At 60.9% G+C, this 26928-nt stretch carries 30 protein-coding genes; 19 read left to right on the top strand and 11 right to left on the bottom strand.

The genetic code is table 11. The features are described 5' to 3' along the window. Positions 1-2 precede the first annotated feature (2 nt). A complete protein-coding gene (locus tag A7317_RS23820) occupies positions 3-314 on the top strand; it encodes an NIF3 1 (protein ID WP_024077253.1) in 312 nt (103 codons plus the stop codon). A gap of 572 nt (positions 315-886) precedes the next feature. Here A7317_RS23820 and A7317_RS23815 read toward each other — a convergent pair. The 3 genes from A7317_RS23815 to A7317_RS23805 all read right to left on the bottom strand — a co-directional run bounded on the left by A7317_RS23815 (position 887) and on the right by A7317_RS23805 (position 3804). Beyond that, positions 887-1732: an ATPase gene (locus tag A7317_RS23815; RefSeq protein WP_069076946.1), complete on the bottom strand. Its 846-nt coding sequence runs from the start codon at positions 1730-1732 to the stop codon at positions 887-889. Between the two features lie 127 nt (positions 1733-1859). After that, positions 1860-2858, bottom strand: a complete 999-nt coding sequence (locus A7317_RS23810; RefSeq protein WP_069076945.1) for an NAD-dependent epimerase/dehydratase family protein — start codon at positions 2856-2858, stop codon at positions 1860-1862. Positions 2859-2910: 52 nt separating this feature from the next. Next, entirely contained in the window at positions 2911-3804 is an 894-nt protein-coding gene (locus tag A7317_RS23805) for a LysR family transcriptional regulator ArgP (RefSeq protein WP_024077095.1), read from the bottom strand. Positions 3805-3902: 98 nt separating this feature from the next. Between A7317_RS23805 and A7317_RS23800 the strand changes: the two genes are divergently transcribed. From A7317_RS23800 to A7317_RS23775, 7 genes are all read left to right on the top strand, one after another. Next, the gene (locus A7317_RS23800) at positions 3903-4304 is read left to right on the top strand and encodes an ACT domain-containing protein (RefSeq protein ID WP_024077096.1); all 402 of its coding nucleotides are present in this window, start codon (positions 3903-3905) and stop codon (positions 4302-4304) included. Positions 4305-4309: 5 nt separating this feature from the next. Continuing rightward, on the top strand, positions 4310-4909 hold the full coding sequence (locus A7317_RS23795; RefSeq protein WP_069076944.1) for a LysE/ArgO family amino acid transporter: 600 nt from the start codon (positions 4310-4312) through the stop codon (positions 4907-4909). 178 nt (positions 4910-5087) lie between these two features. After that, entirely contained in the window at positions 5088-5684 is a 597-nt protein-coding gene (gene sodB, locus A7317_RS23790) for a superoxide dismutase [Fe] (protein WP_024077098.1), read from the top strand. A 153-nt stretch (positions 5685-5837) separates the two neighbouring features. Then, positions 5838-6011 carry a hypothetical protein gene (locus A7317_RS30735; RefSeq protein WP_155766415.1) on the top strand — a complete coding sequence of 58 codons (174 nt, stop codon included), beginning with the start codon at positions 5838-5840 and terminating at the stop codon, positions 6009-6011. 238 nt (positions 6012-6249) lie between these two features. Beyond that, positions 6250-8301, top strand: coding sequence for a putative bifunctional diguanylate cyclase/phosphodiesterase (locus tag A7317_RS23785; RefSeq protein WP_024077100.1), 2052 nt, complete (start codon positions 6250-6252; stop codon positions 8299-8301). Between the two features lie 126 nt (positions 8302-8427). Then, positions 8428-9771, top strand: a complete 1344-nt coding sequence (locus A7317_RS23780) for an imelysin family protein (RefSeq protein WP_024077101.1) — start codon at positions 8428-8430, stop codon at positions 9769-9771. A 247-nt stretch (positions 9772-10018) separates the two neighbouring features. After that, positions 10019-11473, top strand: coding sequence for a TrkH family potassium uptake protein (locus tag A7317_RS23775; protein ID WP_069076943.1), 1455 nt, complete (start codon positions 10019-10021; stop codon positions 11471-11473). On the opposite strand, the gene A7317_RS23770 is transcribed toward A7317_RS23775, so the two are convergent. Beyond that, the gene (locus tag A7317_RS23770; RefSeq protein ID WP_069076942.1) at positions 11430-12488 is read right to left on the bottom strand and encodes an AraC family transcriptional regulator; all 1059 of its coding nucleotides are present in this window, start codon (positions 12486-12488) and stop codon (positions 11430-11432) included. The genes A7317_RS23775 and A7317_RS23770 overlap by 44 nt on opposite strands. A 160-nt stretch (positions 12489-12648) precedes the next feature. Between A7317_RS23770 and A7317_RS23765 the strand changes: the two genes are divergently transcribed. The 3 genes from A7317_RS23765 to A7317_RS23755 all read left to right on the top strand — a co-directional run bounded on the left by A7317_RS23765 (position 12649) and on the right by A7317_RS23755 (position 14807). Continuing rightward, positions 12649-12960 (top strand): DUF962 domain-containing protein, encoded by a 312-nt coding sequence (locus A7317_RS23765; protein ID WP_069076941.1) that lies wholly within the window; start codon positions 12649-12651, stop codon positions 12958-12960. A 363-nt stretch (positions 12961-13323) separates the two neighbouring features. Further along, a complete protein-coding gene (locus A7317_RS23760) occupies positions 13324-13506 on the top strand; it encodes a hypothetical protein (protein WP_069076940.1) in 183 nt (60 codons plus the stop codon). Positions 13507-13610: 104 nt separating this feature from the next. Next, positions 13611-14807: an MFS transporter gene (locus tag A7317_RS23755; RefSeq protein ID WP_024077107.1), complete on the top strand. Its 1197-nt coding sequence runs from the start codon at positions 13611-13613 to the stop codon at positions 14805-14807. Here the strand turns inward: A7317_RS23755 and arfB are convergent. Then, the gene (gene arfB, locus A7317_RS23750) at positions 14804-15217 is read right to left on the bottom strand and encodes an alternative ribosome rescue aminoacyl-tRNA hydrolase ArfB (RefSeq protein ID WP_024077108.1); all 414 of its coding nucleotides are present in this window, start codon (positions 15215-15217) and stop codon (positions 14804-14806) included. The genes A7317_RS23755 and arfB overlap by 4 nt on opposite strands. A 69-nt stretch (positions 15218-15286) precedes the next feature. On the opposite strand from arfB, the gene A7317_RS23745 reads away from it, so the two are divergent. Continuing rightward, a complete protein-coding gene (locus A7317_RS23745) occupies positions 15287-15661 on the top strand; it encodes a c-type cytochrome (protein ID WP_024077109.1) in 375 nt (124 codons plus the stop codon). 84 nt (positions 15662-15745) lie between these two features. On the opposite strand, the gene A7317_RS23740 is transcribed toward A7317_RS23745, so the two are convergent. Further along, positions 15746-17167, bottom strand: coding sequence for an amino acid permease (locus A7317_RS23740; RefSeq protein WP_024077110.1), 1422 nt, complete (start codon positions 17165-17167; stop codon positions 15746-15748). Between the two features lie 646 nt (positions 17168-17813). On the opposite strand from A7317_RS23740, the gene A7317_RS30915 reads away from it, so the two are divergent. Then, positions 17814-17951, top strand: a complete 138-nt coding sequence (locus A7317_RS30915; RefSeq protein WP_003237751.1) for a hypothetical protein — start codon at positions 17814-17816, stop codon at positions 17949-17951. 73 nt (positions 17952-18024) lie between these two features. After that, a complete protein-coding gene (locus A7317_RS23730; protein ID WP_069076938.1) occupies positions 18025-18984 on the top strand; it encodes a leucyl aminopeptidase in 960 nt (319 codons plus the stop codon). A 191-nt stretch (positions 18985-19175) separates the two neighbouring features. Here A7317_RS23730 and rluB read toward each other — a convergent pair whose 3' ends face one another. The 5 genes from rluB to A7317_RS23705 form a co-directional block, all read right to left on the bottom strand. Continuing rightward, positions 19176-20420, bottom strand: coding sequence for a 23S rRNA pseudouridine(2605) synthase RluB (rluB, locus tag A7317_RS23725; protein ID WP_024077112.1), 1245 nt, complete (start codon positions 20418-20420; stop codon positions 19176-19178). A gap of 291 nt (positions 20421-20711) precedes the next feature. After that, positions 20712-21674 (bottom strand): SMC-Scp complex subunit ScpB, encoded by a 963-nt coding sequence (scpB, locus tag A7317_RS23720; RefSeq protein WP_069076937.1) that lies wholly within the window; start codon positions 21672-21674, stop codon positions 20712-20714. A 12-nt stretch (positions 21675-21686) separates the two neighbouring features. Continuing rightward, entirely contained in the window at positions 21687-22385 is a 699-nt protein-coding gene (locus A7317_RS23715) for a segregation and condensation protein A (protein WP_172831386.1), read from the bottom strand. A gap of 120 nt (positions 22386-22505) precedes the next feature. Then, positions 22506-23135 (bottom strand): L-threonylcarbamoyladenylate synthase, encoded by a 630-nt coding sequence (locus A7317_RS23710; RefSeq protein WP_024077115.1) that lies wholly within the window; start codon positions 23133-23135, stop codon positions 22506-22508. 13 nt (positions 23136-23148) lie between these two features. Continuing rightward, positions 23149-24012 (bottom strand): PHP domain-containing protein, encoded by an 864-nt coding sequence (locus tag A7317_RS23705; protein ID WP_024077116.1) that lies wholly within the window; start codon positions 24010-24012, stop codon positions 23149-23151. A gap of 87 nt (positions 24013-24099) precedes the next feature. Here A7317_RS23705 and A7317_RS23700 point away from each other — a divergent pair, with 87 nt between their 5' ends. From A7317_RS23700 to A7317_RS23680, 5 genes are all read left to right on the top strand, one after another. Further along, entirely contained in the window at positions 24100-24696 is a 597-nt protein-coding gene (locus tag A7317_RS23700) for a septation protein A (protein WP_069076936.1), read from the top strand. Between the two features lies 1 nt (position 24697). After that, positions 24698-24997 carry a YciI family protein gene (locus A7317_RS23695; protein WP_024077118.1) on the top strand — a complete coding sequence of 100 codons (300 nt, stop codon included), beginning with the start codon at positions 24698-24700 and terminating at the stop codon, positions 24995-24997. A 106-nt stretch (positions 24998-25103) separates the two neighbouring features. Beyond that, positions 25104-25511, top strand: a complete 408-nt coding sequence (locus tag A7317_RS23690; protein ID WP_024077119.1) for a translation initiation factor 2 — start codon at positions 25104-25106, stop codon at positions 25509-25511. A gap of 7 nt (positions 25512-25518) precedes the next feature. Continuing rightward, the gene (locus A7317_RS23685; protein WP_024077120.1) at positions 25519-26196 is read left to right on the top strand and encodes a response regulator transcription factor; all 678 of its coding nucleotides are present in this window, start codon (positions 25519-25521) and stop codon (positions 26194-26196) included. A gap of 239 nt (positions 26197-26435) precedes the next feature. Continuing rightward, positions 26436-26900 carry an LTXXQ domain-containing protein gene (locus A7317_RS23680; protein WP_024077121.1) on the top strand — a complete coding sequence of 155 codons (465 nt, stop codon included), beginning with the start codon at positions 26436-26438 and terminating at the stop codon, positions 26898-26900. The last annotated feature ends 28 nt before the right edge of the window (positions 26901-26928 follow it).

Here is a 26928-nt window from a genome sequence, read left to right as displayed (position 1 = left end):
CGGTGTACAAGCTCAGCTTCTTTGTGCCCGACAGCCATGTGGAGACGGTGAAGACCGCCGTCTTCGCAGCCGGTGGCGGGCGCATCGGCGACTACGACAGCTGCGCCTGGCAAGTGCTGGGCCAGGGCCAATTCCGTGCGTTGGACGGCAGCCAGCCGTTTATCGGGCAGGTGGGCCAGGTTGAAGTGGTTGAAGAGTGGAAGGTTGAGCTGGTGGTGGCCGATGAGTCGATCGTGGCTGCTGTGGCGGCGTTGAAGCTCAGCCATCCGTATGAAACACCGGCGTATGAGGTGTGGCAGTTGGCGGATTTTTGATTCGCTGGCTGTAAAAACAAGAAACCCGCTGGGCCTGTTTGGTCAGCGGGTTTTTTGTTGCCTGAACAGGCCCTATCGCGGGCAAGCCCGGCTCCCACATTGTTGATCTGCGAATACATTCAAACTGTGGGAGCTGGCTTGCCTGCGATGAGCATGGGTATCTACGCAACTTTCAGACCTTGAGAACTCTCCCTGTGGCGAGCGGGCTTGCCCCGCGTTGGGCTGCGAAGCAGTCCTAAAACCTCAGTCCGCGGTCTATCTGAAACAGCGCGGTGATCTTAGTGGGGCTGCTTCGCAGCCCAACGCGGGGCAAGCCCGCTCGCCACAACAGCCCTGTCTGCCGGGGGGGCAGCGTTGAGCCTAAGTTGTGTAGATACCTAGGAGCGAGGGGGACGCCTAGTTCTTGCTCGCGAAAAACGTCAACGATAACGCGTGTTTCCTGAATGAACGCGGCGCCTGTGAGCTTTTCGCGAGCAAGCTCGCTCCTACAAAAAAGCCTTAACTGAACGGCATTAGGGCAAGCCCGCTCGCCACACGCAAGCCCTCGCCACAGGCACACTCAGGAGCGAGTGTTACTGGATGAGTGGCGTGACAGCCGCCGGCGCATTGAGGCGCTGATTCAGGTTTTGCACCTGGCTCTGTAAGGTCGTGATATTGCGGGTGGTCTGGATGCGGAACACGTCGAACTCTTTGTTGGTCGGCGCATCGCTATTGGCTGACTGGTTGTCCTGGGCGCTCTTGAGGACCATGACGTCCTGTTCCAGCCGGGCGACGGCGGCGCTTGGGTTGCCCTGCTTCTTCAAGGCCGCCACGTCGGCGGCCAGCTCCCTGATCTCGGTATCACGCTTGCCGGCATCGACCTGCGCCGCCTTGAGGGTCGCCACGGCATCGGTCAGGGCCTGCACCTGGCCTTGCAGCTTGGCGTTGGCAGTCGACAGGTCGGTGGTGCTGGCGGTCATTTGCGCCAGGCGCTTGTCCAACTCGGTGGCCTGGCCGGCCACGCCCACTTGCTGCTTGCTCTGCTCCAGCAACTGGGTTTCCAACTGCTTGATCTGCAGTTTCAGCGCTTCGCTGCCGTTGTTCACGCTGGCCTCGCTGGCCACCACCTTGCCGGAAATATCCTGCAGGCGCCCCGCCGCTTCTTCACTGATGCGCGCAAAGCTTTCCTGGGTGGCGACCAATTGCTGGCCCATCAGGGAAATCTGCTGGAAGCTCCACCAGGCCAGGCCGGCAAAGGCGATCAGCAGCGCACCGACCAGCGCCCACAATGGCCCGGTGCTGGCGCTCTTGACCTTGACCACGGGGGTACTGCGCGAGCGCACGGACGTGGCGGGAGTCGGCACGAAATCATCGTCATCCCCGATGTCGGCCCGCAGGCTTGGAACATTGTCAAAATCGTCATTAGCATCGTTACGCATGAATCAACCTTGAATCGGTGAGGGAGCTACCTGGAACGCCGAGCGACGGGAGTATAAACCGCAGTCCCGCTGCACTGATCGACCCGGAACCCGGAATTCGGTTCCCGATGTGTTGCTGGTTATGAGCTTACTTCAAGCCAGGGTCCTGGGCTTTCCACCAACTGCAGAACTCGTCGAGGGCCGCCCACAGGCTGACCTTGGGCTCGTAGTCCAGATAATGCCTGGCCCGGCTGATGTCGAGGGTGAAATTTTTGTTCATCACCTGCATGCCCAGGCGCGACAACGCCGGCTCGGGGCGCCCGGGCCACATCGCACAAAACGCCTCGTTCAACGCCGCTACGCTGTAGGACAAGCCATACGACCGGTAACGGGTAACCTGAGGCATCCCCATCTGGCGCATCACGTAGTTCACCACATCCCACACCGGCACCGGCGTACCGTTGCTGATGTTATAGGCCTTGCCCAGCGCCGAACCGGTGGCGAGCAAGCCGCTGAGCAGCGCTTCGTTGAGGTTGTGCACGCTGGTGAAGTCGACCTTGTTCAGGCCGTCGCCGACGATGGCCAGGCGGTTCTTGCGCTGCATTCTCAGCAGGCGCGGGAAGATGCTCATGTCGCCGGCGCCGGTGACAAAACGCGGGCGCAGGGCCAGCACTTCGAGGCCGAACTCCTGGGCGCCGAACACCTTCTGCTCGGCGAGGTACTTGGTGGCGGCGTAGGGATGCTTGAAACGCTTGGGCACCTGCTCTTCGGTCAGCCCGAGGTGATCGCGCCCGTCGAAGTAGATCGACGGCGACGACAGATGCACCAGGCGCCTGACCCGTTGCTTGAGGCAGGCTTCGACCACGTTTTCGGTGACCAGCACATTGCCTTGATGGAAATCCTGATAACGCCCCCACAACCCGACAGCGCCGGCGCAATGCACCACGGCTTCGACATCGCGGCACAAGTCGCGCACCAGGTCGGCGTCATTCAAATCACCCTGGATAAACTCGGCGCCGCGCCGTACCAGGTGTTCCACACCTTCGGCGCGCCGCCCGTTGACCCGCACGTCCAGGCCCTGCTCCAGGGCGAAACGCGCAAAGCGCCCGCCGATGAAGCCGCTTGCGCCGGTGACCAGAATTTTCATGTATTACCCCGTGTTCTTTCGTTTTTCATCGCTGCTGCCTTGACGCCTGCCATCACTCCAACGGCACCAACCATTGACCACAGGCCTGAGCCAGATGGTCGGTCAATAAGCCCAGCAGTTGCCCGCCACTGCGCCAATGATGCCAGTACAACGGTACATCGATGGGCTTATCTGGCAATAACTCGAGCAACACGCCCTTTTGCAACTGGTCGCGCACCTGCAACTCCGGCACCAGGCCCCAGCCGAGCCCGGCTTCAGTCAAGCGAATGAAGCCTTCGGATGATGGGCATAAATGATGTTCAAAACCGCCTTCTACCCCAAGGGAGGCCAGGTAACGGTGTTGCAGGAAATCATCAGGGCCGAACACCAAGGCGGGCGTGCGCGCCAGTTCATCGGCACGCACGCCTGCCGGGAAATGCCGGGCAATAAAGGCCGGGCTGGCCAACGCCCGATAGCGCATGGCCCCCAGCAACAGGCTGCGTGCACCGGCCACCGGGCGTTCGCTGGCACAAATGCAAGCCGCCACTTCGCCGGCGCGCATGCGTTTGAGGCCAACGGTCTGGTCTTCCACCACCAGGTCCAACAACAAATGCTGCTCGGCGCAAAACTCGCTGACGGCCTCGGCCCACCAAGTGGCGAGGCTGTCGGCATTCAGGGCGATACGCAGGCGCTCGGGCATGCCCTCTTCGTCCAGTGCCGGCACCTGGCTTTGCAGGTCACGCTCCAGCAACCGCACCTGCTGCACATGGTTGAGCAGGCGCCGGCCGATATCGGTGGGTGTCGGCGGCGTAACCCGCACCAGCACCGGCTGGCCGACCCGCGCTTCCAGCAATTTGATGCGCTGAGAGATTGCCGACTGCGACAGCCCCAGCACCTGTGCGCCGCGTTCGAACCCGGCCTGTTCCACCACCGCCGCCAGGGCGGAGAGCAATTTATAGTCGAACATCAGTTTCTCTAATGAGCGATCAGCAATATTGGTTTTTCTTATACAGCTCGCCCCATGAGAATAGCCAGCATTGCTTCTCTCTTTAAAAGGAACCTCACATGGCTGGCGAAACCGCCCTGGCGACCCTGCTGCGCAGCATGAGCCCGCAGTTGAACACGGGTGAGTATGTGTTCTGCACCCTGCCCGACCACCGTATCCCTGCGGGTTGCGAGGTGATCGGCAGCTTTCGCGAACCGCAAGGCCTGACGCTGATCCTGGAACGCCAGCAAGCCGAACTGGCCGGGCTGCCCTTCGACTATGTGGCGGCCTGGATCACCTTGAATGTGCATTCGGCCCTGGAGGCGGTGGGCCTGACCGCCGCCTTCGCCGGCGCGTTGGGCAAGGCCGGCATCAGTTGCAACGTGATTGCCGGGTATTACCACGATCACCTGTTTGTCGGCCATGCGGATGCCGAACGCGCCATGGACGTACTACGGCATTTGGCGGCGAACGCGGAGTAAACCCTATGTGGCAAAGCTATCTGAATGGCCTGTTGGTGGCCCTGGGCCTGATCATGGCGATCGGCACGCAAAACGCATTTGTATTGGCGCAGAGCCTGCGCCGTGAACATCACCTGCCAGTGGCGGCATTGTGTGTGGTGTGCGACGCGATTCTGGTCGCCGCCGGGGTTTTCGGCCTGGCGACGGTGTTGGCGCAGAACCCGCTGTTGCTGGCAATTGCCCGCTGGGGCGGGGCGGCGTTCCTGCTGTGGTACGGCACCCTGGCGTTGCGCCGGGCGTTTTCCAGACAAAGCCTGGAGCAAGGCGGCAACCTCAAGGTGCGTTCATTACGCGCGGTCATGCTCAGTGCCCTGGCGGTGACGCTGCTCAATCCCCATGTATACCTGGACACGGTGTTGCTGATTGGCTCGCTCGGCGCGCAGCAGACCGAACCCGGCGCCTACGTCGCCGGCGCAGCCAGCGCTTCGTTCCTGTGGTTCGCCACGCTGGCGCTCGGCGCGGCTTGGTTGGCACCCTGGCTGGCACGCCCGGCAACATGGCGCCTGCTGGACCTGCTGGTGGCCGCGATGATGTTCAGCGTCGCTTATCAATTGATTGCTGCATGACGAATATTCCAAAACGCTCTGGAACCTCTATCCCACACAGTTGTTGCGTGGTTTTGCCGTACCCCCGGTGCTATGATCCGGACCCTGCGCCGCAAAGAGTACAAACTCCCCGGCGCTTGTTTGGCCGCCCGTGATCGGCCTTGCGCTCACCGCAACTGACCTGATTAGGAGAATCATCATGGCTTTCGAATTGCCGCCGCTGCCCTACGCACACGATGCCCTGCAGCCGCACATCTCCAAGGAAACCTTGGAATATCACCACGACAAGCACCACAACACCTATGTCGTGAACCTGAACAACCTGGTGCCTGGCACCGAGTTCGAAGGCAAGACCCTGGAAGAGATCGTCAAATCCTCTTCGGGCGGCATCTTCAACAACGCCGCTCAGGTCTGGAACCACACCTTCTACTGGAACTGCCTGGCGCCAAACGCCGGTGGCCAACCGACCGGCGCACTGGCTGAAGCGATCAACGCTTCGTTCGGTTCGTTCGACAAGTTCAAGGAAGAGTTCACCAAGACGTCCGTCGGCACCTTCGGTTCCGGTTGGGGCTGGCTGGTGAAAAAGGCTGACGGTTCCCTGGCCCTGGCCAGCACCATCGGCGCCGGCAACCCGCTGACCAGCGGCGACACCCCGCTGCTGACCTGCGACGTCTGGGAACACGCTTACTACATCGACTACCGCAACGCCCGTCCAAAGTATGTGGAAGCGTTCTGGAACCTGGTCAACTGGAAGTTCGTGGCTGAGCAGTTCGAAGGCAAGACCTTCACTGCCTAAGCAACCCTTGCAGTAGAAAGAGCCCGGCAATTGCCGGGCTTTTTTATTTACGGGCGCAGGATAGACAGGCCATAAGCACGGGAACCCAACAACAGAATTCGCCACACAAGCGATAGGAGGAATGAACCTCTTAATCAAGTGTGAGGAATGACGATGGATCCGATATCGGGAGCAGGTGCAACCTCAATGATAATGGGCCTTCTGGGGACGGGGATGGATCTGGCAAAAGACGCAATGGACATGGCCAATAAAGCGATGGACACAGCCGGCGACGGCGCGAAGATCGGCGGCGAAGAGCAACAGCCACAGGGTCCGATTAGTTTTTAAGACACTCTGCGAATAATAAAGGCGCAGCTCCTCCGCTTTTTTCCCAGTGGGGCTTGCAGCGCCCGCCCCTCTCCTCGCCCACTTCAGACAAGCCATGAGATAACCTGCCATCTCTCGCGTTTATCCAGCCAAAACGTCGATTGGGCTCTTGCTCTTAATGTCCCTTTGACTGCCCTCACCAGATTGCCAATACTCATGGCATATTGAAGGCCACCCGCATGGAACAAGGAATGACCCTTTGAAGCTGGAACTCAAAAACAGCTTGTCGGTGAAGTTGTTACGGGTTGTGCTGCTGTCGGCATTGATCGTGGGTGTGGCGCTGAGCGTCGCGCAGATCGTCTTCGATGCCTACAAGACACGCCAGGCCGTGGCCAGTGATGCCCAGCGCATCCTCGATATGTTTCGCGACCCCTCGACCCAGGCCGTCTATAGCCTGGACCGCGAGATGGGCATGCAGGTGATCGAGGGGCTGTTTCAGGACGACGCGGTGCGCATGGCCTCCATCGGCCATCCCAACGAAACCATGCTCGCGGAAAAAAGCCGCGCCATGCAGCAATCCCCCAGCCGCTGGCTGACCGACTTGATCCTCGGCCAGGAACGCACATTCACCACCGCCCTGGTCGGCAAAGGCCCCTACAGCGAATATTACGGCGACCTGAGCATCACCCTCGACACAGCCACCTATGGCCAGGGGTTTATTGTCAATTCGGTGATCATATTCATTTCCGGTGTGCTGCGCGCCCTGGCCATGGGCCTGGTGCTGTACCTGGTGTACCACTGGCTGCTGACCAAACCGTTGTCGCGGATTATCGAGCACCTGACGTCGATCAACCCCGACCGGCCCAGCGAACACAAGATCCCTCAGCTCAAGGGCCACGAACGCAACGAACTGGGGCTGTGGATCAACACCGCCAATCAGTTGCTCGAATCCATCGAACGCAATACCCACCTGCGCCACGAAGCTGAATCCAGCCTGCTGCGCATGGCCCAATACGACTTTCTCACCGGCCTGCCGAACCGCCAGAAACTGCAGGAGCAACTGGACAAGATCCTGATCGACGCCGGCCGCCGACAACGCCGCGTGGCCGTGTTGTGCGTGGGCCTGGACGACTTTAAAAGCGTCAACGAGCAGTTCACCTACCAGGCCGGCGACAAATTATTGCTCGCCCTGGCCGACCGCCTGCGCGCCCACAGTGGCCGCCTCGGTGCGCTTGCCCGCCTCGGCGGCGACCAGTTTGCCCTGGTGCAGGCCGATATCGACCAGCCGTACGAAGCCGCTGAACTGGCGCAAAGCATCCTCGATGACCTGGAAGCGGAATTCGCCCTCGACCATGAGCTGATCCGCCTGCGCGCCACCATTGGCATCACGTTGTTCCCGGAAGACGGCGACAGCACCGAAAAGCTGCTGCAAAAAGCCGAACAAACCATGACCCTGGCCAAGAGCCGCTCGCGCAACCGGTACCAGTTCTATATCGCCAGCGTCGACAGCGAAATGCGCCGTCGCCGCGAACTGGAAAAAGACCTGCGCGACGCCCTGAGCCGCGACCAGTTCCACCTGGTGTACCAGCCACAGATCAGCTATCGCGACCACCGTGTGGTCGGCGTCGAGGCATTGATCCGCTGGCAGCACCCGGAGCATGGCCTGGTACCGCCAGACTTGTTTATCCCGCTGGCGGAACAGAACGGCACCATCATCCCCATTGGCGAATGGGTGCTCGACCAGGCCTGCCGGCAACTGCGCGAATGGCATGACCAGGGCTTCACCGGCCTGCGCATGGCGGTCAACTTGTCCACCGTGCAGTTGCACCACGCCGAGCTGCCGCGAGTGGTCAATAACCTCATGCAGATCTACCGCTTGCCGCCCCGCAGCCTGGAACTGGAAGTGACCGAGACCGGCTTGATGGAAGACATCAGCACCGCCGCCCAGCACCTGCTGAGCCTGCGCCGTTCCGGTGCGCTGATCGCCATCGATGACTTCGGGACCGGTTATTCATCCTTGAGCTACCTGAAAAGCCTGCCCCTGGACAAGATCAAGATCGACAAGAGCTTCGTTCAGGACCTGCTGGACGACGATGACGATGCAACCATCGTGCGCGCCATCATCCAGTTGGGCAAAAGCCTGGGCATGCAGGTGATCGCCGAGGGCGTGGAAACCGCGGAGCAAGAGGCCTATATCATCTCCGAAGGCTGCCATGAGGGTCAGGGCTATCACTACAGCAAACCGCTGCCAGCGCGGGAATTGGCAGCTTATTTGAAGCAGTCCGAGCGCAATAACGCAGCCATTCTTTGAGCCGATAAAACAATACTGAATATTTCCCTCGTTTAAGCCTTTACACAAAATGCAAATCTTTCGCATTATGTTGCAGTTTTGCGCGGCCCCGCGCGCCCTATTAACAACCGAAGCAGGATGTTCGCCATGATTCGTATGCCCCTGGCCACCGCCAGTCTGCTGGCCATTGCCATTTCTCTCGCCGGTTGCGGCGAAGGTAAAGACAAAGCCGCTGCGCCCCAGGCGCCGACCCCGGCTGCCAGCACTACCGCTCCAGCGGCTGCCACCCCTGCCGGCCAGGTCGACGAAGCAGCCGCCAAGGCTGTGGTCGCGCATTACGCCGACATGGTATTCGCGGTCTACAGCGACGCCGAATCCACCGCGAAAACCCTGCAGACCGCGATCGACACCTTCCTCGCCAATCCGAACGACCAGACCCTGAAAGCCGCCCGTGCCGCCTGGGTCGCTGCACGCGTACCGTACCTGCAGAGCGAAGTGTTCCGCTTCGGCAATACCATCATCGACGACTGGGAAGGCCAAGTGAACGCCTGGCCCCTGGACGAAGGCCTGATCGACTACACCGACAAATCCTACGAACACGCCCTGGGTAACCCAGGCGCCAACGCCAACATCATTGCCAATACCGAGATCCAGGTGGGCGAAGACAAGGTCGACGTGAAGGACATCACCCCGGAAAAACTCGCCAGCCTCAATGAGCTCGGCGGTTCCGAAGCCAACGTCGCCACCGGCTACCACGCCATCGAATTCCTGCTGTGGGGCCAAGACCTGAACGGCACCGGCCCAGGTGCCGGCAACCGCCCTGCATCGGACTACATGACGGGCGACGGCGCCACGGGCGGCCACAACGAGCGTCGCCGCACTTACCTGCGCGCCGTGACCCAACTGTTGGTCAGCGACCTGGAAGAAATGGTCGGCAACTGGAAACCCAACGTCGAAGACAACTACCGCGCCACCCTGGAGGCAGAACCTGCCACCGACGGCCTGCGCAAAATGCTGTTCGGCATGGGCAGCCTGTCCTTGGGCGAACTGGCTGGCGAGCGCATGAAGGTTTCCCTGGAGGCCAACTCGCCGGAAGACGAGCAGGACTGCTTCAGCGACAACACCCACAACTCGCACTTCTATGACGCCAAGGGCATCCGCAACGTCTACCTGGGCGAATACACCCGAGTCGACGGCACCAAGATGACGGGCGCCAGCCTGTCGTCGCTGGTGGCCAAGGTCGATCCGGCGGCCGATAGCGCCCTGAAGGCCGACCTGGCCGCGACCGAAGCGAAGATCCAGGTCATGGTTGATCATGCCAACAAGGGTGAACATTACGACCAGTTGATCGCTGCCGGTAACGACGCGGGCAACCAGATCGTGCGTGACGCCATCGCCGCGCTGGTCAAGCAGACCGGCTCGATCGAAGCCGCTGCAGGCAAGCTGGGCATCAGCGACCTGAACCCGGATAACGCTGATCACGAGTTCTGATCCGTGCCGTGTTGAATGAGGCGACCTTCGGGTCGCCTTTTTTTGCGCTATCTCTTCTACCACAGACCCCATGTGTGAGGGGCTTGCCCACGATGGCGGTGGGTCAGCAGGTACTTCCTTCACTGACAGGCCGCTATCGGGGGCAAGCCCCCTCCCACAGTTGACCTGCATCGTCTCGACGGCCCGGTTTACATGCCCTGCACCCCAGGTAGAATGGCGCCTCTCTCCTTTCACCCGAGTTCACTTCATGGCGTTGCCGACCCTACGCATCATCGGTTTCATCATCGGCATCTTCCTGATCACCCTCGCGATCGCCATGGTTGTGCCCATGGCCACCCTGGTGCTGTTCGAGCGCACCCAAGACCTGCCCTCGTTCCTGTGGGCCAGCCTGATCACCTTTGTCGCCGGCCTGGTGCTGGTAATCCCCGGGCGCCCGGAGCATGTGCACTTGCGGCCCCGAGACATGTACCTGCTGACCGTCAGCAGTTGGGTGGTGGTGTGCATCTTCGCCGCGCTGCCCTTTTTGCTGACCCAACACATCAGCTACACCGACTCCTTCTTCGAAAGCATGTCCGGTATCACCGCCACCGGTTCCACGGTCCTGAGCGGGCTGGACAGCATGTCGCCGGGCATCCTGGTATGGCGCTCGCTGCTGCACTGGCTCGGCGGTATCGGCTTTATCGGCATGGCGGTGGCGATCCTGCCGCTGCTGCGCATCGGTGGCATGCGCCTGTTCCAGACCGAATCCTCGGACCGCTCGGAGAAGGTCATGCCGCGTTCGCACATGGTGGCGCGGCTGATCGTGGCGGCATACGTAGGCATCACCATCCTCGGCAGCCTGGCGTTCTGGTGGGCCGGGATGGGCTTGTTCGATGCGATCAACCATGCGATGTCGGCGATTTCCACCGGCGGTTTTTCCACCTCCGATGAGTCCCTGGCCCACTGGAAACAGCCGGCCGTGCACTGGGTGGCGGTGGTGGTGATGATCCTCGGCAGCCTGCCGTTCACCCTGTATGTCGCCACGTTGCGCGGCAACCGCCGGGCGTTGATCAAGGATCAGCAGGTGCAGGGGCTGCTCGCCTTGTTGTTGGTGACCTGGCTGGTGCTCGGCACCTGGTACTGGTGGACCACCAACCTGCATTGGCTGGATGCCCTGCGCCATGTGGCGCTGAACGTGACGTCGGTGGTTACGACGACGGGCTTTGCACTGGGGGACTACAGCCTGTGGGGCAACTTCTCACTGATGCTGTTTTTCTACCTGGGCTTTATCGGCGGCTGCTCGGGGTCCACGGCGGGCGGAATCAAGATCTTCCGTTTCCAGGTCGCCTATATCCTGCTCAAGGCCAACTTGAACCAACTGATTCACCCGCGCGCGGTGATCAAGCAGAAGTACAACGGCCACCGCCTCGACGAAGAAATCGTACGCTCGATCCTCACGTTCTCGTTCTTCTTCGCGATCACCATCTGCATGATCGCCCTGGCCTTGTCGCTGCTGGGCCTGGATTGGATGACCGCCCTGACCGGCGCCGCCAGCACCGTGTCCGGCGTAGGCCCGGGCCTGGGAGAAACCATCGGCCCGGCCGGCAACTTCGCCAGCCTGCCGGATGCGGCCAAGTGGATTTTGTCGCTGGGCATGCTACTGGGCCGGCTGGAGATCATTACAGTCTTTGTTCTGTGTATTCCTGCGTTCTGGCGTCACTGACCGTCGAGGTTTCCAACAGACGCGCCCGGTACTCGCCGGGCGTGCTATCGAACCAGCGGCGAAACGCGCGAAAGAAGTTGCTCGGGTCAGCAAACCCCAACAGGTAGGCAATTTCCAGCAGGGTCATGCTCGGCTGCGCCAGGTATTGCTCGGCCAGTTCGCGACGGGTGTCGTCGAGCAAGGTCTGGAAACTGGTGCCCTCCTCCTGCAAACGCCGTTGCAAGGTGCGCTGGGACAGGTGCAGGGTCTGGGCCACCACTTCGCGCTTGGGCTCACCCTGGGGCAACAGGCGGCACAGTACCTGCCGAGCCTTGTGGGTCACACGGCTTTCCGAGAAGCGCGCCAGGTATTCACCGGCAAACCGATCGTGCAACAGCGCCATGGCCTCGTTAGCGGTGGGCAGCGGCGCGTCCATGTCGGCGCGCTCGAAGATCAACGCGTCGTAGGGCGCATCGAACTCCAGTGGGGCATGGAACGCTTGCCTGTAGGGCGCCAGGTTCGCGGGCTGCTCGCCTTGCAACAGCACCTTGCGCGGTTGCAGGGTGCGACCGGTCAGCCAGCCGCACAACGCCAATGCACAGGCCAGCGACGCTTCGGCGCTTTGCCGGGTCGGTGGCAGGTGATCGCCATGAACCGTGAGGATCAGCGCATAACCTTCGGGTAAAAGGCGGAAACTCAGGTCGGCACTTTCGGCAATGATGCGCTGGTAACGCACCAGGCGCATAAAACCTTCGGCCAGGGTGTTACTGGACATCAGCGCATAGCCGGCCACATGGAACGACGCCGGGCGCACCACCTTGCCCATGTTCAGGCCGATCGCGGGGTTGCCCGATAACTCAACCGCGCGCTGCCAGAGCCGCGTCATGGAGTCTTGCGGAAAACGCGCATCGGGATCGTTGAGGGCGGCGTAGTCCAGGCCCAGTTGCTGGAACAAGGCACGGCAATCCAGGCCGTCCATTTCCAATGCCTTGACTATCCCCATCGCCCAGCTTGCAGAAGTTGTTCGTTCGCTCATGGCGTCTTCTTAAAAAAGCAGGCTCAACCAGCAGCCAGGAAGCCAAGGATACTAAAGTGGCATCTATTGTCACTGGCTGTTACCACTGATCACTCTAGACTCAAATAAGCTCCCCGCCGAACATCTGTTGGGCGGCATAACAATCAAAGGGCCGCCCGTCGTGGAAAACATCAAGCGATTCAACAGCTTTGCCGAGTTCTACCCCTATTACCTGGCGGAGCACGCCAACAGCACGTGCCGGCGCCTGCACTTCATCGGGACCACGCTGGTGATTGGCTTTTTGGCGTATGCGGTGGGCAAGGGCTCCCTGGGCCTGTTGCTGGCGGTGCCCATCGCCGGCTATGGCTTCGCCTGGGTGGGCCACTTCTTCTTCGAAAAGAATCGGCCGGCGACCTTCCAGCACCCGTTCTACAGCCTGCTGGGGGATTTCGTGATGTACCGCGACATGATCCTCGGCAAGGTGCCGTTCTAGCCGTGCGGCCTCTTGTCACTTGCGTAAAAAAATCAAGGCTCGCACATCCGTCGATATAAAAGTCTTTTTGTCATTTACAGTGCTGTATCCTGCCAAGGCTTTTTGAGAGCGCGGAATCACCTGCGATTGAAAACCACAGACCTTGCGAGGAGCGACGACGATGCACGAGATACCTAATCTCCCCTTCCCAAGCCTGCACGAAACTGAGCAGCCAACCCCGCAGCAGGCCAGCGCGAAGCAGCCTGAGGCCAAAGAAGCAAAACCAGTCGACAGCAAAAGCCAGGACTGACGCCGTACCAGACCGTGTGGAAAGCGCACCTTTGAGCGCTTTCCACACTGCCTGAATTGCCCGAGATCCCCACCATGACCGATACCCCTCCCGACAGCCGCGATACCGCCGTGCTTGATACGGCCTTGCAGATGGTCGACGTCTGGAACCGCCTCAGCGCAGACAAACAAGCCGTTTTGCTCAAGCGCTTCGGTACCCAGGAAAATGCGCTGGCCGCCCTGGTCACCACCCAATTGCTGGCCCCCGCTCGATCCTGAGGTCTTTTTGATCTGAGGTTTTTGCGTTTTACCGCCCTGCGCGGACCAAAGCCCCGGTATCATTAGCAGCCTATCTTTACCTGCTGCGACAGTGGACCTCTCCCATGCCAGATACCCAGCGCCCCATGGCGGTCACGCTGCAAGTTGTTTCCATCGTGTTGTTCACCTTCATCGGCTACCTGAACATCGGCATCCCCCTCGCCGTATTGCCCGGCTATGTCCACAGTGAACTGGGCTATGGCGCGGTGATCGCCGGGCTGGTGATCAGCGTGCAATACCTGGCCACCTTACTGAGCCGCCCCTACGCCGGGCGCATCATCGACAACCTGGGCAGCAAGCGTGCGGTATTGATCGGGCTGGTGGGCTGCGGCCTGAGCGGCGTGTTCATGTTGCTCGCAGCCTGGTTTTCCAGCCTGCCGGCCTTGAGCCTGGGCAGCCTGCTGATCGGCCGCCTGGTCTTGGGCAGTGCTGAAAGCCTGGTCGGTTCGGGCGCCATCGGCTGGGGCATTGGCCGTGTGGGCGCGACAAATACCGCCAAGGTGATCTCATGGAACGGCATCGCCAGCTACGGCGCGCTGGCGGTCGGCGCACCGTTGGGGGTGCTGCTGGTCAGTCATCTCGGGTTGTGGAGCATGGGGGTCAGCATCATTCTGCTGGCGGTCATCGGCGTCGCCCTGGCCTGGCCCAAGGAAGCGGCGCCGATTGTGGCCGGGGTGCGCCTGCCGTTCATGAACGTGCTGGGTCGGGTCCTGCCCCACGGTTGCGCGCTGGCCCTGGGCTCCATCGGCTTTGGCACCATCGCCACCTTTATCACCCTGTACTACACCACCCAGCACTGGGATAACGCGGTGTGGGCCTTGAGCCTGTTCGGTGCCAGCTTTATCGGCGCCCGCCTGTTGTTCGGCAATTTGATCAACCGGATTGGCGGCTTTCGCGTGGCGATCGCCTGCCTGTCAGTGGAGATCCTTGGCCTGTTGTTGCTGTGGCTGGCGCCGGATGCCCACCTGGCCCTGGCTGGGGCGGCGTTGAGCGGCTTCGGCTTTTCCCTGGTGTTCCCGGCGCTCGGGGTGGAGGCGGTCAACCTGGTGCCCGCGTCCAGCCGGGGTTCGGCGGTAGGGGCTTACTCGTTGTTTATCGACTTGTCGCTGGGGATTACCGGCCCGCTGGCCGGGGCCGTGGCGGCAGGCTTCGGCTTCGCCTCGATCTTCCTGTTCGCCGCCCTTGCCGCCCTGGGAGGGTTGCTGCTGAGTGTCTACCTGTACCGGCAAGCGCCCAAGGCCCGTGAGTCGCGCGGCGCCTAGAAATCGACCTTGCCGCGCCCGGCCTTGATGCTGCCGCGTTTGGTCTTGGATTCCAGGCGGCGCTTCTTCGAACCCAGCGTGGGCTTGGTGGGGCGGCGCTTCTTCTCGACCTTGGTGGCGCTGAGGATCAACTCCACCAGGCGCTCCAGCGCATCGGCGCGGTTCTGCTCCTGGGTCCGATATTGCTGGGCCTTGAGCACCAGCACCCCTTCGCTGGTGATCCGACTGTCACGCAGCGCCAGCAACCGCTCCTTGTAGAAATCCGGCAACGACGATGCTGGAATATCAAACCGCAGGTGCACCGCGCTCGACACCTTATTGACGTTCTGACCACCGGCGCCCTGGGCGCGGATGGCAGTCAGCTCGATCTCGGCATCGGGTAGCTGCACATTATTGGATATCACCAGCATCGATCAAAAACCTTAGGCAACGGACACGCCCAACTCGGACAACAACATCAACAACAAGGACGCATGAACATGAAAATACTATTGATCATTTTGCTCGGCACCTTATCACTCATTCAAACGCCACTGTCCCTTGCAGACAATACCAATGGCAAAAACCTCTATTCACAGCGATGCGCCATGTGCCACGGGCCAGACCTCAAGGCAACGGGGCCGTTGGCCAAGAAAAGCAACCCGCCCACACCTGACCTTACAACCCCGGCCTTCAAAAAACGGCTGGCGGCTTATCCGGGCGTTATTGTGTCTTCGGTCATACTCCGCCCGAATGGAGACCTGATCCCAAAAACGCTGCGCGAGAATGGGGTGAAGGTCGCGCCGCATGCCTGGAACGTCAAGGACTTGCGCGACTTGAACGAATACATGAGCGGTGTGATTTCAAAAAGTTGACGACTTCAACATTCAAAAACCCCGCGCCCTGAGTTCCCGACAGCGGAATACAGGGTGCGGGGTTTTCTTTAGACGTGCGCCTGTTTACTTCAGTGTCGCACTCGCTGCGCTCAACGCGGCTTCAGCACTGCGCTTGTTCTTGATCCCGTAACACAGCGCCATGAACGCGACCCACACCGGGATCGCGTACACCGACACCTGGATCCCCGGAATCATCAGCATGATCACCAGGATAAACACCACGAACGCCAGGCAGACGTAGTTGCCATACGGGTACCACAACGCCTTGAACAGCGGCACCTGGCCGGTGCGGTTCATGTGCTGGCGGAACTTGAAGTGCGAGAAGCTGATCATCGCCCAGTTGATCACCAGCGTGGCCACCACCAGGGACATCAGCAGCTCCAACGCGTGTTGCGGGATCAAGTAGTTCATCAACACTGCCACCAGCGTGACCGCCGCCGAAGCGAGGATCGAACGCACTGGCACGCCGCGCTTGTCGATCTTCGCTAACACCTTGGGCGCATCGCCCTGCTCGGCCATGCCCAGCAGCATGCGGCTGTTGCAGTAGGTGCCGCTGTTGTACACCGACAGCGCCGCCGTCAGCACCACGAAATTGAGGATATGCGCGGCGGTGTTGCTGCCCAGCATCGAGAACACCTGCACGAACGGGCTGCCGCTGTAGGCATCGCCGGACGCGTTGAGGGTCGCCAGCAGGCTGTCCCACGGCGTCAGCGACAACAGCACCACCAGGGCGCCGATGTAGAAGATCAGGATGCGGTAGATCACCTGGTTGATTGCCTTGGGGATCACGGTGCGTGGCTGGTCGGCTTCGGCAGCGGTGAAGCCGAGCATTTCCAGGCCGCCGAAGGAGAACATGATAATCGCCATGGCCATCACCAACCCGCCGACACCATGGGGGAAGAAGCCGCCATGTTCCCACAGGTTGCTCACCGAGGCTTGTGGGCCGCCGCTGCCGCTGACCAGCAAGTAACTGCCCAGGGCGATCATGCCGACGATGGCCACCACCTTGATGATGGCAAACCAGAACTCGGCCTCACCGAAGACTTTGACGTTGGCCAGGTTGATCAAATTGATCAGCACGAAAAACGCTGCCGCCGACACCCAGGTCGGGATCTCCGGCCACCAGTAATGCACGTACTTACCGACAGCCGTCAGCTCCGACATGCCCACCAGAATGTACAGGATCCAACAGTTCCAGCCCGACAGGAAGCCGGCGAAACCGCCCCAGTACTTGTGGGCAAAGTGGCTGAAAGAACCGGCGACCGGCTCTTCGACAATCATTTCGCCGAGCTGGCGCATGATCATGAACGCGATAAAGCCGCAGATGGCATAGCCGAGGATCATCGACGGGCCGGCGGATTTGAGCACCCCGGCCGAGCCCAGGAACAGGCCGGTACCGATGGCACCACCGAGGGCGATCAACTGGATATGCCGATTTTTCAGGCCGCGTTTCAGCTCGCCTGAAGAAGAATGGGGTCCACTCATGAAAAGGGTCTCACGCAAGGTTTGATGATGTTGAATGCACGTTGCTGGCTTGAATTACCGACTCAAGCAGCACCGCTCAAACCCCAGCGCAGGCACCAGGAGTACAGCGTCGTTCTAACGGTCATGCGTCACCTGTTTGTTTTTATCTGTGACGAAATCGAACCCGACTGGCTCGTGGCCAGGCGGAATGATCAGGGCGAGTCACCCTGAGGTCTTGGCCATTTGCGTGGTTACGCAAGGGGGTCACAGTAAAACGCGGCGCATTGTACACCGCTCGACAGCTTCGGGAGGCCGTCGCAGAGCGTGCGCGACAATCTGTCAGGTATTCCTTACAGCTTGGCGAGGCTGAGAAATGCCCGGCCAATATCGTAAATTTATTGTTACACCGCGGAAACCCAGCGTTACAGGCACGCTTATCCGTCATTCAGCAGAAAATTGTCGCCAGGAAATTGCTGACCTGTCGTGTCAGCTAGCCAACTGTTTTTTCTGAATAAATCGACGCCCTGAAAAAACAGAACAAAAAATGCAAATGAAACCGTGTCAATAAATTTTTTGCATTACCAAACACTCTCACCTAGGTTCTTTCACTTGCCCAGCGAAGCCGCTGGCAAGCCGTTCTCAAACAACATCCTCTAGGAGATACACCATGCAAGCACTGGAAAAAGACCTGGAAACCGAACTGCAACTTGACGATTGGTTTGAAGCACCGACCCACGAGGCAGCCGTTGAAATGATGCAAGCCGACGCCGTTGTGCCCTTTGGCACCGCGATGTGGCCTTTCTAACACGCGGCAGGCATCCGGCAGGTGCTGTGCACGGCACCTGCCCCCTTACCCAAGGCACAGAAGGACATACGTCATGGACAAGGCCCGCGCCGTCGAACACTTTCTCTACTACCTCGCGCATCACCCGGCCCTTATCGGCCTGAGCCGCCCGACCGTGTTACTGGGCCATACCGAACGCTACGACGCCATTGCCCAGGCCATCACCCACGGCAGTGCCGCCCGTTTTAACTTCCAGGTACAACGCCTGGACCTGGCGCCCAGCCACCACCTGGCCCAGGCCATCGAAGCCTGCGACCTGTACCTGTTTCTGTACGACTCCTCGACCTTGCCCAACCCACGCGCCGAAGGCCCGGACTTTATTCGCGCCTTGCATGAGGTCATGGCTGAACACTGGAAGAAATCCCTGCTGTTCAAGGATTACGGCGACTATTTCTACGACACCTTCAGCGTCGAACCGCAGCGTATCGCCGACCTCAATGCCACGCTGATCCGGCGCATGTCCCAGGCCACGGTGCTGAGCTTTACCGACGAACACGGCTCGCGCCTGGAAGCGCCGCTGAGCAGCATCAAGAAGTGGACCAATATCAACGGTATCGGCAACCACGACCTGGCCCCCGGCGAGATCGCTACCCACAGCGAGGCGATCAATGGCCAAGTGCGGTTCATGGGGACCTTCCTCAGCACCATCCCCTTTGCGCGCAAATACGGTGTACTGCAATCACCCTTGGAGTTGTGGATCGAGAACTCGACCATCTGCAGCGTGGCCAGTGACGTGCCGGGGCTCGCGGAGGATTTCAACAAATACCTGAATGCCAACCCCTCCAACCGCCGGGTGGAAGAGCTGGGGATCGGCACCAATGAGGGGGTCAAGGATCTGTACGCCCGCAATGCCGGGTTCGAGGAGCGTCATTGCGGCTTGCACCTGGGCTTGGGCGGCGGGCAGAAAGGCAGCCATCACCTGGATCTGATCTTTGCCAGTGGGGTCTTGGCCCTGGATGACAAACCGGTGTTTGACGGCACGTTCGCGTTCTGAGCACCGACCTTGAAAAGGATGAAGATCCAAATGTGGGAGGGGGCTTGCCCCCGATAGCGGTGCATCAGTCGCCGGATTGGCAAGCTGATACACCACTATCGGGGGCAAGCCCCCTCCCACATTTTTTGCCTGTATTCCAAGGCAAAAAAAAACGCCAACCCTAGGGTTGGCGTTGGTGTGCAGCGCTTACATCACTGCGGCTTCTTGCGACCAAACCCCGGACGCTGACCAGAACCCGCCGGAGCGCCACGGCGCTTGCCCGACGGCTCGTCTGCGACCAGTTTCAGGCCAGGGCGCTTTTTCGGCGCTGGCTTGGCTGGGCGTTTGGTGTTGGCGCTGTCGGCCGGACGATCCGATGGCGCACCGCGACCGGCCTCACCGCGATTACTGCGACCACCAGCAGGTGCTTCACCACGGCCTGCCGGGCGCGGTGCGCGTGGTGCACGCTCGCCTTCCTGGCGCGACGGAGCCGTTGGGCGGCGCTCGCCTTCGATCTGCGGCTCACGGGAAATACGCCCGCCGGTTGCCGGTGCGTTCAGTGCCGGGCGCAGGGTGCGCGCAACGCGCTCGGTACGGGCCACAGGGCGCGACGATTTACGCTGCATACGCTCGAGCTTGTCTTTGCTCTTGGCGTTCATCTGCGGCATGGCGACCGGCGTCAGGCCAACTTCGGCGCTGAGGATGTCGACTTCGTACTGGCTCATTTCGCGCCAGCGGCCCATTGGCAGGTCGGAGTTGAGGAACACCGGGCCAAAACGCACGCGCTTCAGGCGGCTGACCACCAGGCCCTGGGATTCCCACAGGCGACGGACTTCACGGTTACGACCTTCCATCACCACGCAGTGGTACCAGTGGTTAAAGCCTTCGCCGCCTGGAGCCTGCTTGATGTCGGTGAACTTGGCCGGGCCGTCTTCCAGTACCACGCCAGCCTTGAGGCGTTCGATCATCTCGTCGTCGACTTCACCGCGTACACGCACTGCGTATTCACGGTCCATCTCGTAAGACGGGTGCATCAGGCGGTTGGCCAGTTCACCGTCGGTGGTGAACATCAGCAAGCCGGTGGTGTTGATGTCGAGACGGCCGATATTGATCCAGCGGCCTTCTTTGGGCTTTGGCATCTTGTCGAACACGGTCGGACGGCCTTCCGGGTCGTCACGGGTGCAGATTTCGCCATCGGGCTTGTTGTACATGATGACGCGGCGTACCGATTCGGCAGCCTCTTCACGCTTGATGACCTTGCCATCAATGGTGATTGCATCGTGCAGGTCGACGCGCTGGCCAAGGGTGGCCTCTACGCCGTTGACCTTGATGCGCTTCTGGGTGATCCAGGCTTCGACGTCGCGGCGCGAGCCCACGCCGATACGTGCCAGCACCTTTTGCAGTTTTTCGCCTGCTGGGCCGATTTCCTGGCTGTCGTTCTGGTCTTTGTCGTTCATCTTAAGCACCTCCCGGTGGGTCGATTCAGGCGTGGCCTGAAGAGTGTTGAAAGCGGGGCTTTGGCCGAATACGTCGGCAAAGGGTCGCGAATCATACGCGCATGCTGCGCGTTGCGCATCAGAGACTAGTCGATAAGCGCCTGGTCAGTGGTCTTTCCGCCGACCGGTGGTGCACATCCTGTAGGAGCGAGCTTGCTCGCGAAAAACGCAAGAACACCGCCCCCCCCCCAGATTCCCCGCGTTTTCGTTGACGATCTTCGCGAGCAAGCTCGCTCCTACAGGGGGATCGCGTCAGTCTTCTAGCTGGCGTCGCTCGTTCTCGATGGCTTCGGCCAGCGCGCGGGCTTCGTCTTCTTCATCGCTCAACGGCGGTTGTTCGAGGGCGGCGACGGCGGCCAGGAGTTTTTCCCGGGCTTCGGCGACGCCGAGGATGTCTTCCTCGGCCTCTGCTTCAGGTTCAGGTTCAGGTTCAGGTTCAATTTCGACTTCGACCACCGGCTCGGTTTCGACGTTTACCTGGGCGTCCGGTTCGGATGCGCCGTCACGCAACAAGTCGTCGAAGTCGGTCTTGATGCCCTGCTCCATGTCGTCCAGTTCCAGCAACAGGGTGTGGAAGCTGGTTTCGTCCTTTGGCTCCTCCGGCTCGGCGGTGGCATCGGCCAGTTCCTGCAGGCTGGCCGGAACCGGCACGTCGTCGAAGTCGAGCACCGGCTCGGCTTCCATCTCGCGCAGTTCGGCGAGCGGCGGCAAGTCGTCGAGGTTTTTCAGGTTGAAGTGGTCGAGGAATGCCTTGGTAGTGGCGAACATCGCCGGCTTGCCGGGCACATCGCGGTAGCCAACGATGCGAATCCACTCGCGCTCCAGCAGCGTCTTGACGATATGGCTGTTGACCGCCACGCCACGCACGTCTTCGATTTCGCCCCGGGTAATCGGCTGGCGATAGGCAATCAGCGCCATGGTCTCGAGCATCGCGCGGGAATAGCGCTGCGGGCGTTCTTCCCACAAGCGGCCGACCCACGGGGAAAACTGCTCACGGATCTGCAGGCGGTAACCCGACGCCACTTCGCGCAGTTCAAAGGCGCGGCCATCGCAGGACTTGCGCAAAATCTCCAGCGCCTTTTTGAAGACCGGGGGTTCAGGGCGCTCGGCTTCTTCAAAAAGTTCGAACAGGCGCTCCAGGGATTGCGGCTTACCCGAGGCCAGGAGAAAGGCCTCCAGCAACGGGGCCAGTTCGCGGGGTTCAGTCAGATTCATCGATTCAGCTCTTTATTCGGCTCGCGCCCGCACGTGGATAGCCGCAAAAGGCTCATTCTGGACCAACTCGACCAAGGACTCCTTGACCAGTTCGAGGATCGCCATAAAGGTCACCACCACCCCCAGGCGCCCTTCTTCGGCTGTGAACAGCTCGACAAACGGCACGAAGCCACCGCCCTTGAGGCGTTCGAGCACGTCGCTCATGCGCTCGCGGGTCGACAGGGCCTCGCGGCTGACCTGGTGGTGTTCAAACATATCGCCACGGCGCAGCACCTCGGCCATGGACATCAGTAACTCTTCCAGGCTCACGTCCGGCAGCAATTTGCGCGCTCGGGCCTCCGGGGCGTCGAGCTTGGGCACCAGCACATCGCGGCCCACGCGGCTGAGGCCGTCGATGCCTTCGGCGGCGGCCTTGAAGCGTTCGTACTCCTGCAAGCGGCGGATCAGTTCGGCACGCGGGTCGTCTTCTTCAGCCTCGACGGTTTCCGAACGCGGCAGCAGCATGCGCGACTTGATCTCGGCGAGCATGGCAGCCATCACCAGGTACTCGGCGGCCAACTCCAGGCGCACCGACTGCATCAGCTCGACATAGCCCATGTACTGGCGGGTGATTTCCGCCACCGGAATGTCGAGGATGTTGATGTTCTGCTTGCGGATCAGGTACAGCAGCAAGTCCAGCGGGCCTTCGAAGGCGTCAAGGAAGACTTCCAGGGCGTCCGGCGGGATGTACAGGTCCAGCGGCATTTCCATGACCGCCTGGCCGTACACCATGGCGAACGGCAGTTCCTGTTGGGCGCCGGCCTGGCTGTCGACGGTTTCCACGGCCGACATTCAGGCCTCGACCATAAACGGAGTCGGGTCACCGCAGCCGACACGCACCACTTCCGGCTCGCCGTCGGCCAGGTTGATCACGGTGGAGGCTTTGTTGCCGCCATAACCACCGTCAATGATCAGGTCGACGTGTTTTTCCAACAGGCGGCGCATTTCGTAGGGGTCGTATAGCGGCTCGGCTTCGCCGGGCAGGATCAACGACACGCTCATCAACGGCTCACCCAGCTCGGCCAGCAGGGCCAGGGCAATGGGATGTTCCGGCACGCGCAGGCCGATGGTGCGCTTCTTGGGGTGCAGCAGCAGGCGCGGCACTTCGCGGGTGGCGTTGAGGATAAAGGTGTAGGGCCCCGGCGTGTGGGCCTTGAGCAGGCGGAAGGTGCCGGTGTCGACCTTGGCGAACAGGCCCAATTGGGACAGGTCGCTGCAAATCAGTGCGAAGTTGTGGTTCTTGTCCAGGCCCCGCAGGCGCCGGACACGCTCGACCGCGTTCTTGTCGCCAATCTGGCAACCAATGGCGTAGGACGAATCCGTTGGATAGATCACCACGCCGCCGGCGCGGATGATCTCCACAGCCTGCTTGATCAGGCGCGCCTGGGGATTTTCCGGATGAATCTGGAAGAATTGACTCACGTGTTCTACCTGTTCAGACGGTGGCAGTAATGGGGTCATGCTTGAATCGCCCCCACAAGAGCGGCAAGTCTTCCGGGACGGGGCGATACTCGCCAATCTCGGACCAGCCGCCTGGGCCATGAAAGTCACTGCCGGCACTGACCAGCAGACCAAATTCGCGGGCAAGAATCGCCAGGCTGCCAACCTGTTCGGCGGGTTGATGCCCGTTGACCACTTCAATCGCGTGGCCGCCCGCACCAATATAGTCGCCAATCAGCTTGCGGCGCTTGCTGCGGGTGAAATCGTAATGCCAGGGATGTGCCAGGCTGACCCAGGCCCCGGAGGCCCGCAGGGTCTCGACGGTGTCTTCCAGGGTTGGCCAGTGTTGCTTGACGTCGCCCAACTTGCCGGCGCCCAGCCATTTGCGAAAAGCTTCGGCGCGATCCCTGACAAACCCTTCACGCACCATCCAGTCGGCAAAATGCGGACGGGCCGGCGCGTTGCCGCTGTCACCCAGTTCCTGCTGGATGGCCCGGGCGCCGTCGAGGGCGTTGGCCATGCCTTTAAGGCCGAGCTTGCGACTTATTTCTTCGGACCGCAGCCAACGGCCATCGTGCAATTGGGCGATGGCCTCGACCAGCGCAGGGGCTTTTTGATCGAAGCCATAGCCCAGCACATGAATGGTGGCGCCCCCCCAGGTGCAGGACAATTCCACGCCGTTGACCAGTTGCATGCCCAGGGCATGCGCCGCCTCGCGGGCTTCATCGAGGCCTTCGAGGGTGTCGTGGTCGGTCAACGATAGGACTCGCACGCCTTTTTCAAACGCACGCGCAACCAGTACCGCGGGCGCCAGGGCGCCGTCGGAGGCCGTGCTGTGGCAGTGCAAATCAACATTCACGGGGGAGTGTAACCTCAAGTCAGCTGGCGCTTTCGCTACCAAGGATGTTTGTTATTATGCCGCCACATCCAGCTTCTGGCTCTTACTGTGAAACAATTCATCGACTTCATCCCGCTGTTGCTGTTTTTCATCGTTTACAAACTCGACCCCAGGGTCATCGATCTCGCCGGCCATGAGCTGACCGTCGGAGGCATCTACAGCGCCACCGCGGTGCTGATCATCAGCTCCATTGTGGTCTACGGCGCCATCTTCATCTCCCAGCGCAAGCTGGAAAAAAGCCAATGGCTGACCCTGGTGGCGTGCCTGGTCTTCGGTAGCCTGACCCTGGCCTTCCACAGCGAAACCTTCCTTAAATGGAAAGCCCCGGTGGTGAACTGGCTGTTTGCCCTCGCATTCATCGGCAGCCACTTCATCGGAGATCGCCTGCTGATCAAGCGGATCATGGGCCATGCATTGACCCTGCCGGAGCCGGTCTGGACCCGCTTGAACGTGGCCTGGATCGTGTTTTTCCTGTTCTGCGGCGCCGCCAACCTGTTCGTGGCCTTTACCTTCCAGGACTACTGGGTCGACTTCAAAGTGTTCGGCAGCCTGGGCATGACCGTGCTGTTCCTGGTCGGTCAGGGCATCTACCTGTCGCGTCACCTGCATGACACCGACCCCACCACGCCGAAAACCGAGGATTGACATGCTCTACGCCATCATTGCTACCGATGTTGCCAACTCGCTGGAAAAACGCCTGTCCGTGCGCCCGGCCCATGTCGAGCGCCTGAAAGTGCTGCAAGCCGAAGGCCGCATCGTGCTGGCCGGCCCGCACCCGGCCGTTGACAGCAACGACCCGGGCGACGCCGGTTTCACCGGCAGCCTGATCGTCGCCGAGTTCGCTTCCCTGGCCGACGCCCAGGCCTGGGCCAAGGCCGACCCCTATGTCGCTGCCGGCGTCTACGCCGACGTCGTGGTCAAACCGTTCAAGCAAGTCCTGCCTTGATTCGGGTCGCGCCGAACCTAATCGGTTCGGCGCACTCCTATTTGCTCATTATTCTCGGTAACCTGCCGACAACGTTCTGAATATTCGTGTGGAATCAGGAGTTCCGATGCGCTTACGTCAGTTGTGTCTGTTGGCAGTGTTAATGATCGGGGCTACGGCCCACGCTGAAGAAACCTCGAACACCGGCAGTTCTACGCCCCTGTCCTTGAGTGCCGGCAGCCAGATCACCGAATTGCAGCAACGTTTGAAAGAAAGCGAACGACTGCGCGAAGAACTGAGCAAGCAACTGCAAACGGCCGATGCGGCCCGCGAAAGCGCTCAACTGAGTCGCTTGCGCCAAGAGAACCAACGCCTGGTCCAGCAACTCAAAGAAACAGAGGGTGGCGGCTTGACCCGATGGCTGACCGAGCAACAGCAATGGTTCGTCACCGGTGGGGCCGTCGCGCTGATCGCCTTGCTGTGCGGGATCTTCGCCAGCGGTGGACACCGTCGTCGTCGACAATGGCTAAATTGAGTGAGTCATGAGCGAGCTGCTACTGATAGATGATGACCAGGAGCTCTGTGAGCTGCTGACCAGTTGGTTGGGCCAGGAAGGCTTCCAGGTACGCGCCTGCCACGACGGCTTGAGCGCCCGTAAAGCATTGGCCGACAGCGCCCCAGCGGCGGTGGTGCTCGATGTGATGCTGCCCGACGGCAGCGGCCTGGAGCTGCTCAAGCAATTGCGCAACGACCACCCGGAGCTGCCGGTGTTGATGCTCTCGGCCCGGGGCGAACCGCTGGACCGTATCCTCGGCCTGGAACTGGGTGCCGACGATTACCTGGCCAAGCCCTGTGACCCCCGCGAATTGACTGCCCGCCTGCGCGCGGTATTGCGCCGCAGCCACCCGGCCGCCGTGTCGACCCAGCTTGAACTGGGCGACCTGTGCTTCAGCCCAGTGCGCGGCGTGGTCAGCATTGATGAACAGGAATTCACCCTCACCGTCTCCGAAAGCCGCCTGCTGGAAGCCTTGCTGCGCCAGCCCGGCGAACCGCTGGATAAGCAGGAACTGGCGCAGATCGCCCTCGGCCGCAAGCTGACCCTTTACGATCGCAGCCTGGACATGCACGTAAGCAACCTGCGCAAAAAGATCGGCCCGCACCCGGACGGACGGCCACGGATCGTGGCGCTGCGCAGTCGCGGTTACTACTACAGCCTCTAACCCCCCCCCGCCCCTGTAGGAGCGAGCTTGCTCGCGAAAAACGTCAACGATAATACGGGCGGCCTGAATGCCCGCGCTTATCTTGCGTTTTTCGCGAGCAAGCTCGCTCCTACAGGGTTTTGTCAGTTCGCGACAAACCCCTCTTTACCCAAGCTTTACCCACACCTGACCGCCGCTGACCTTGATCTCCGTAATCTACTCACATCCGGACTCACCGGAATAGAGACAGGAGAATCACCATGCGCAAGACCCTAATCGCTCTGATGTTCGCCGCCGCCCTGCCGACCGTTGCCATGGCCGCGATGCCCGAAGGTCCAGGCCCGATGGGCGGCCCTGAAGGCCACATGATGGGTGGCCCGGGCCACGGCGGTGAACACGGCCCGCGTGGCAAGGGTGGCCCATTCAGCCAGTTGGATTTGAGCAAGGAACAGCGCGAGCAGATCGGCAGGCTGATGGGTGACCAATGGCACGCTCGCAAAGACCTGGTCAAAAAGTACCTGGACAAACTCCCGGCCGCTGACCAGAAAGCCATGCAGGATGAAATCGCAGCCGGCAGACAGAAAACCCAGGCCGACATCCGTGCCGTACTCAAGCCCGACCAGCAGAAAAAATTCGACGAAATCGTCAAGAAGCAAGAACAGCGCCGTGCCGAGTGGAAGGAATTCCAGGCCTGGAAGGCGCAACAGCCGCAAAAAGCGCAATAATGCGTTAGCGTCACTCCCCCAGCCCAGT

The sequence above is a fragment of the Pseudomonas fluorescens genome, assembly GCF_001708445.1.
GTDB classification, from domain to species: Bacteria; Pseudomonadota; Gammaproteobacteria; order Pseudomonadales; family Pseudomonadaceae; genus Aquipseudomonas; species Aquipseudomonas gorinensis.
The sequence above is the reverse complement of the archived record's forward strand: the minus strand, read 5'-3'. Positions and strand labels throughout refer to the sequence as shown.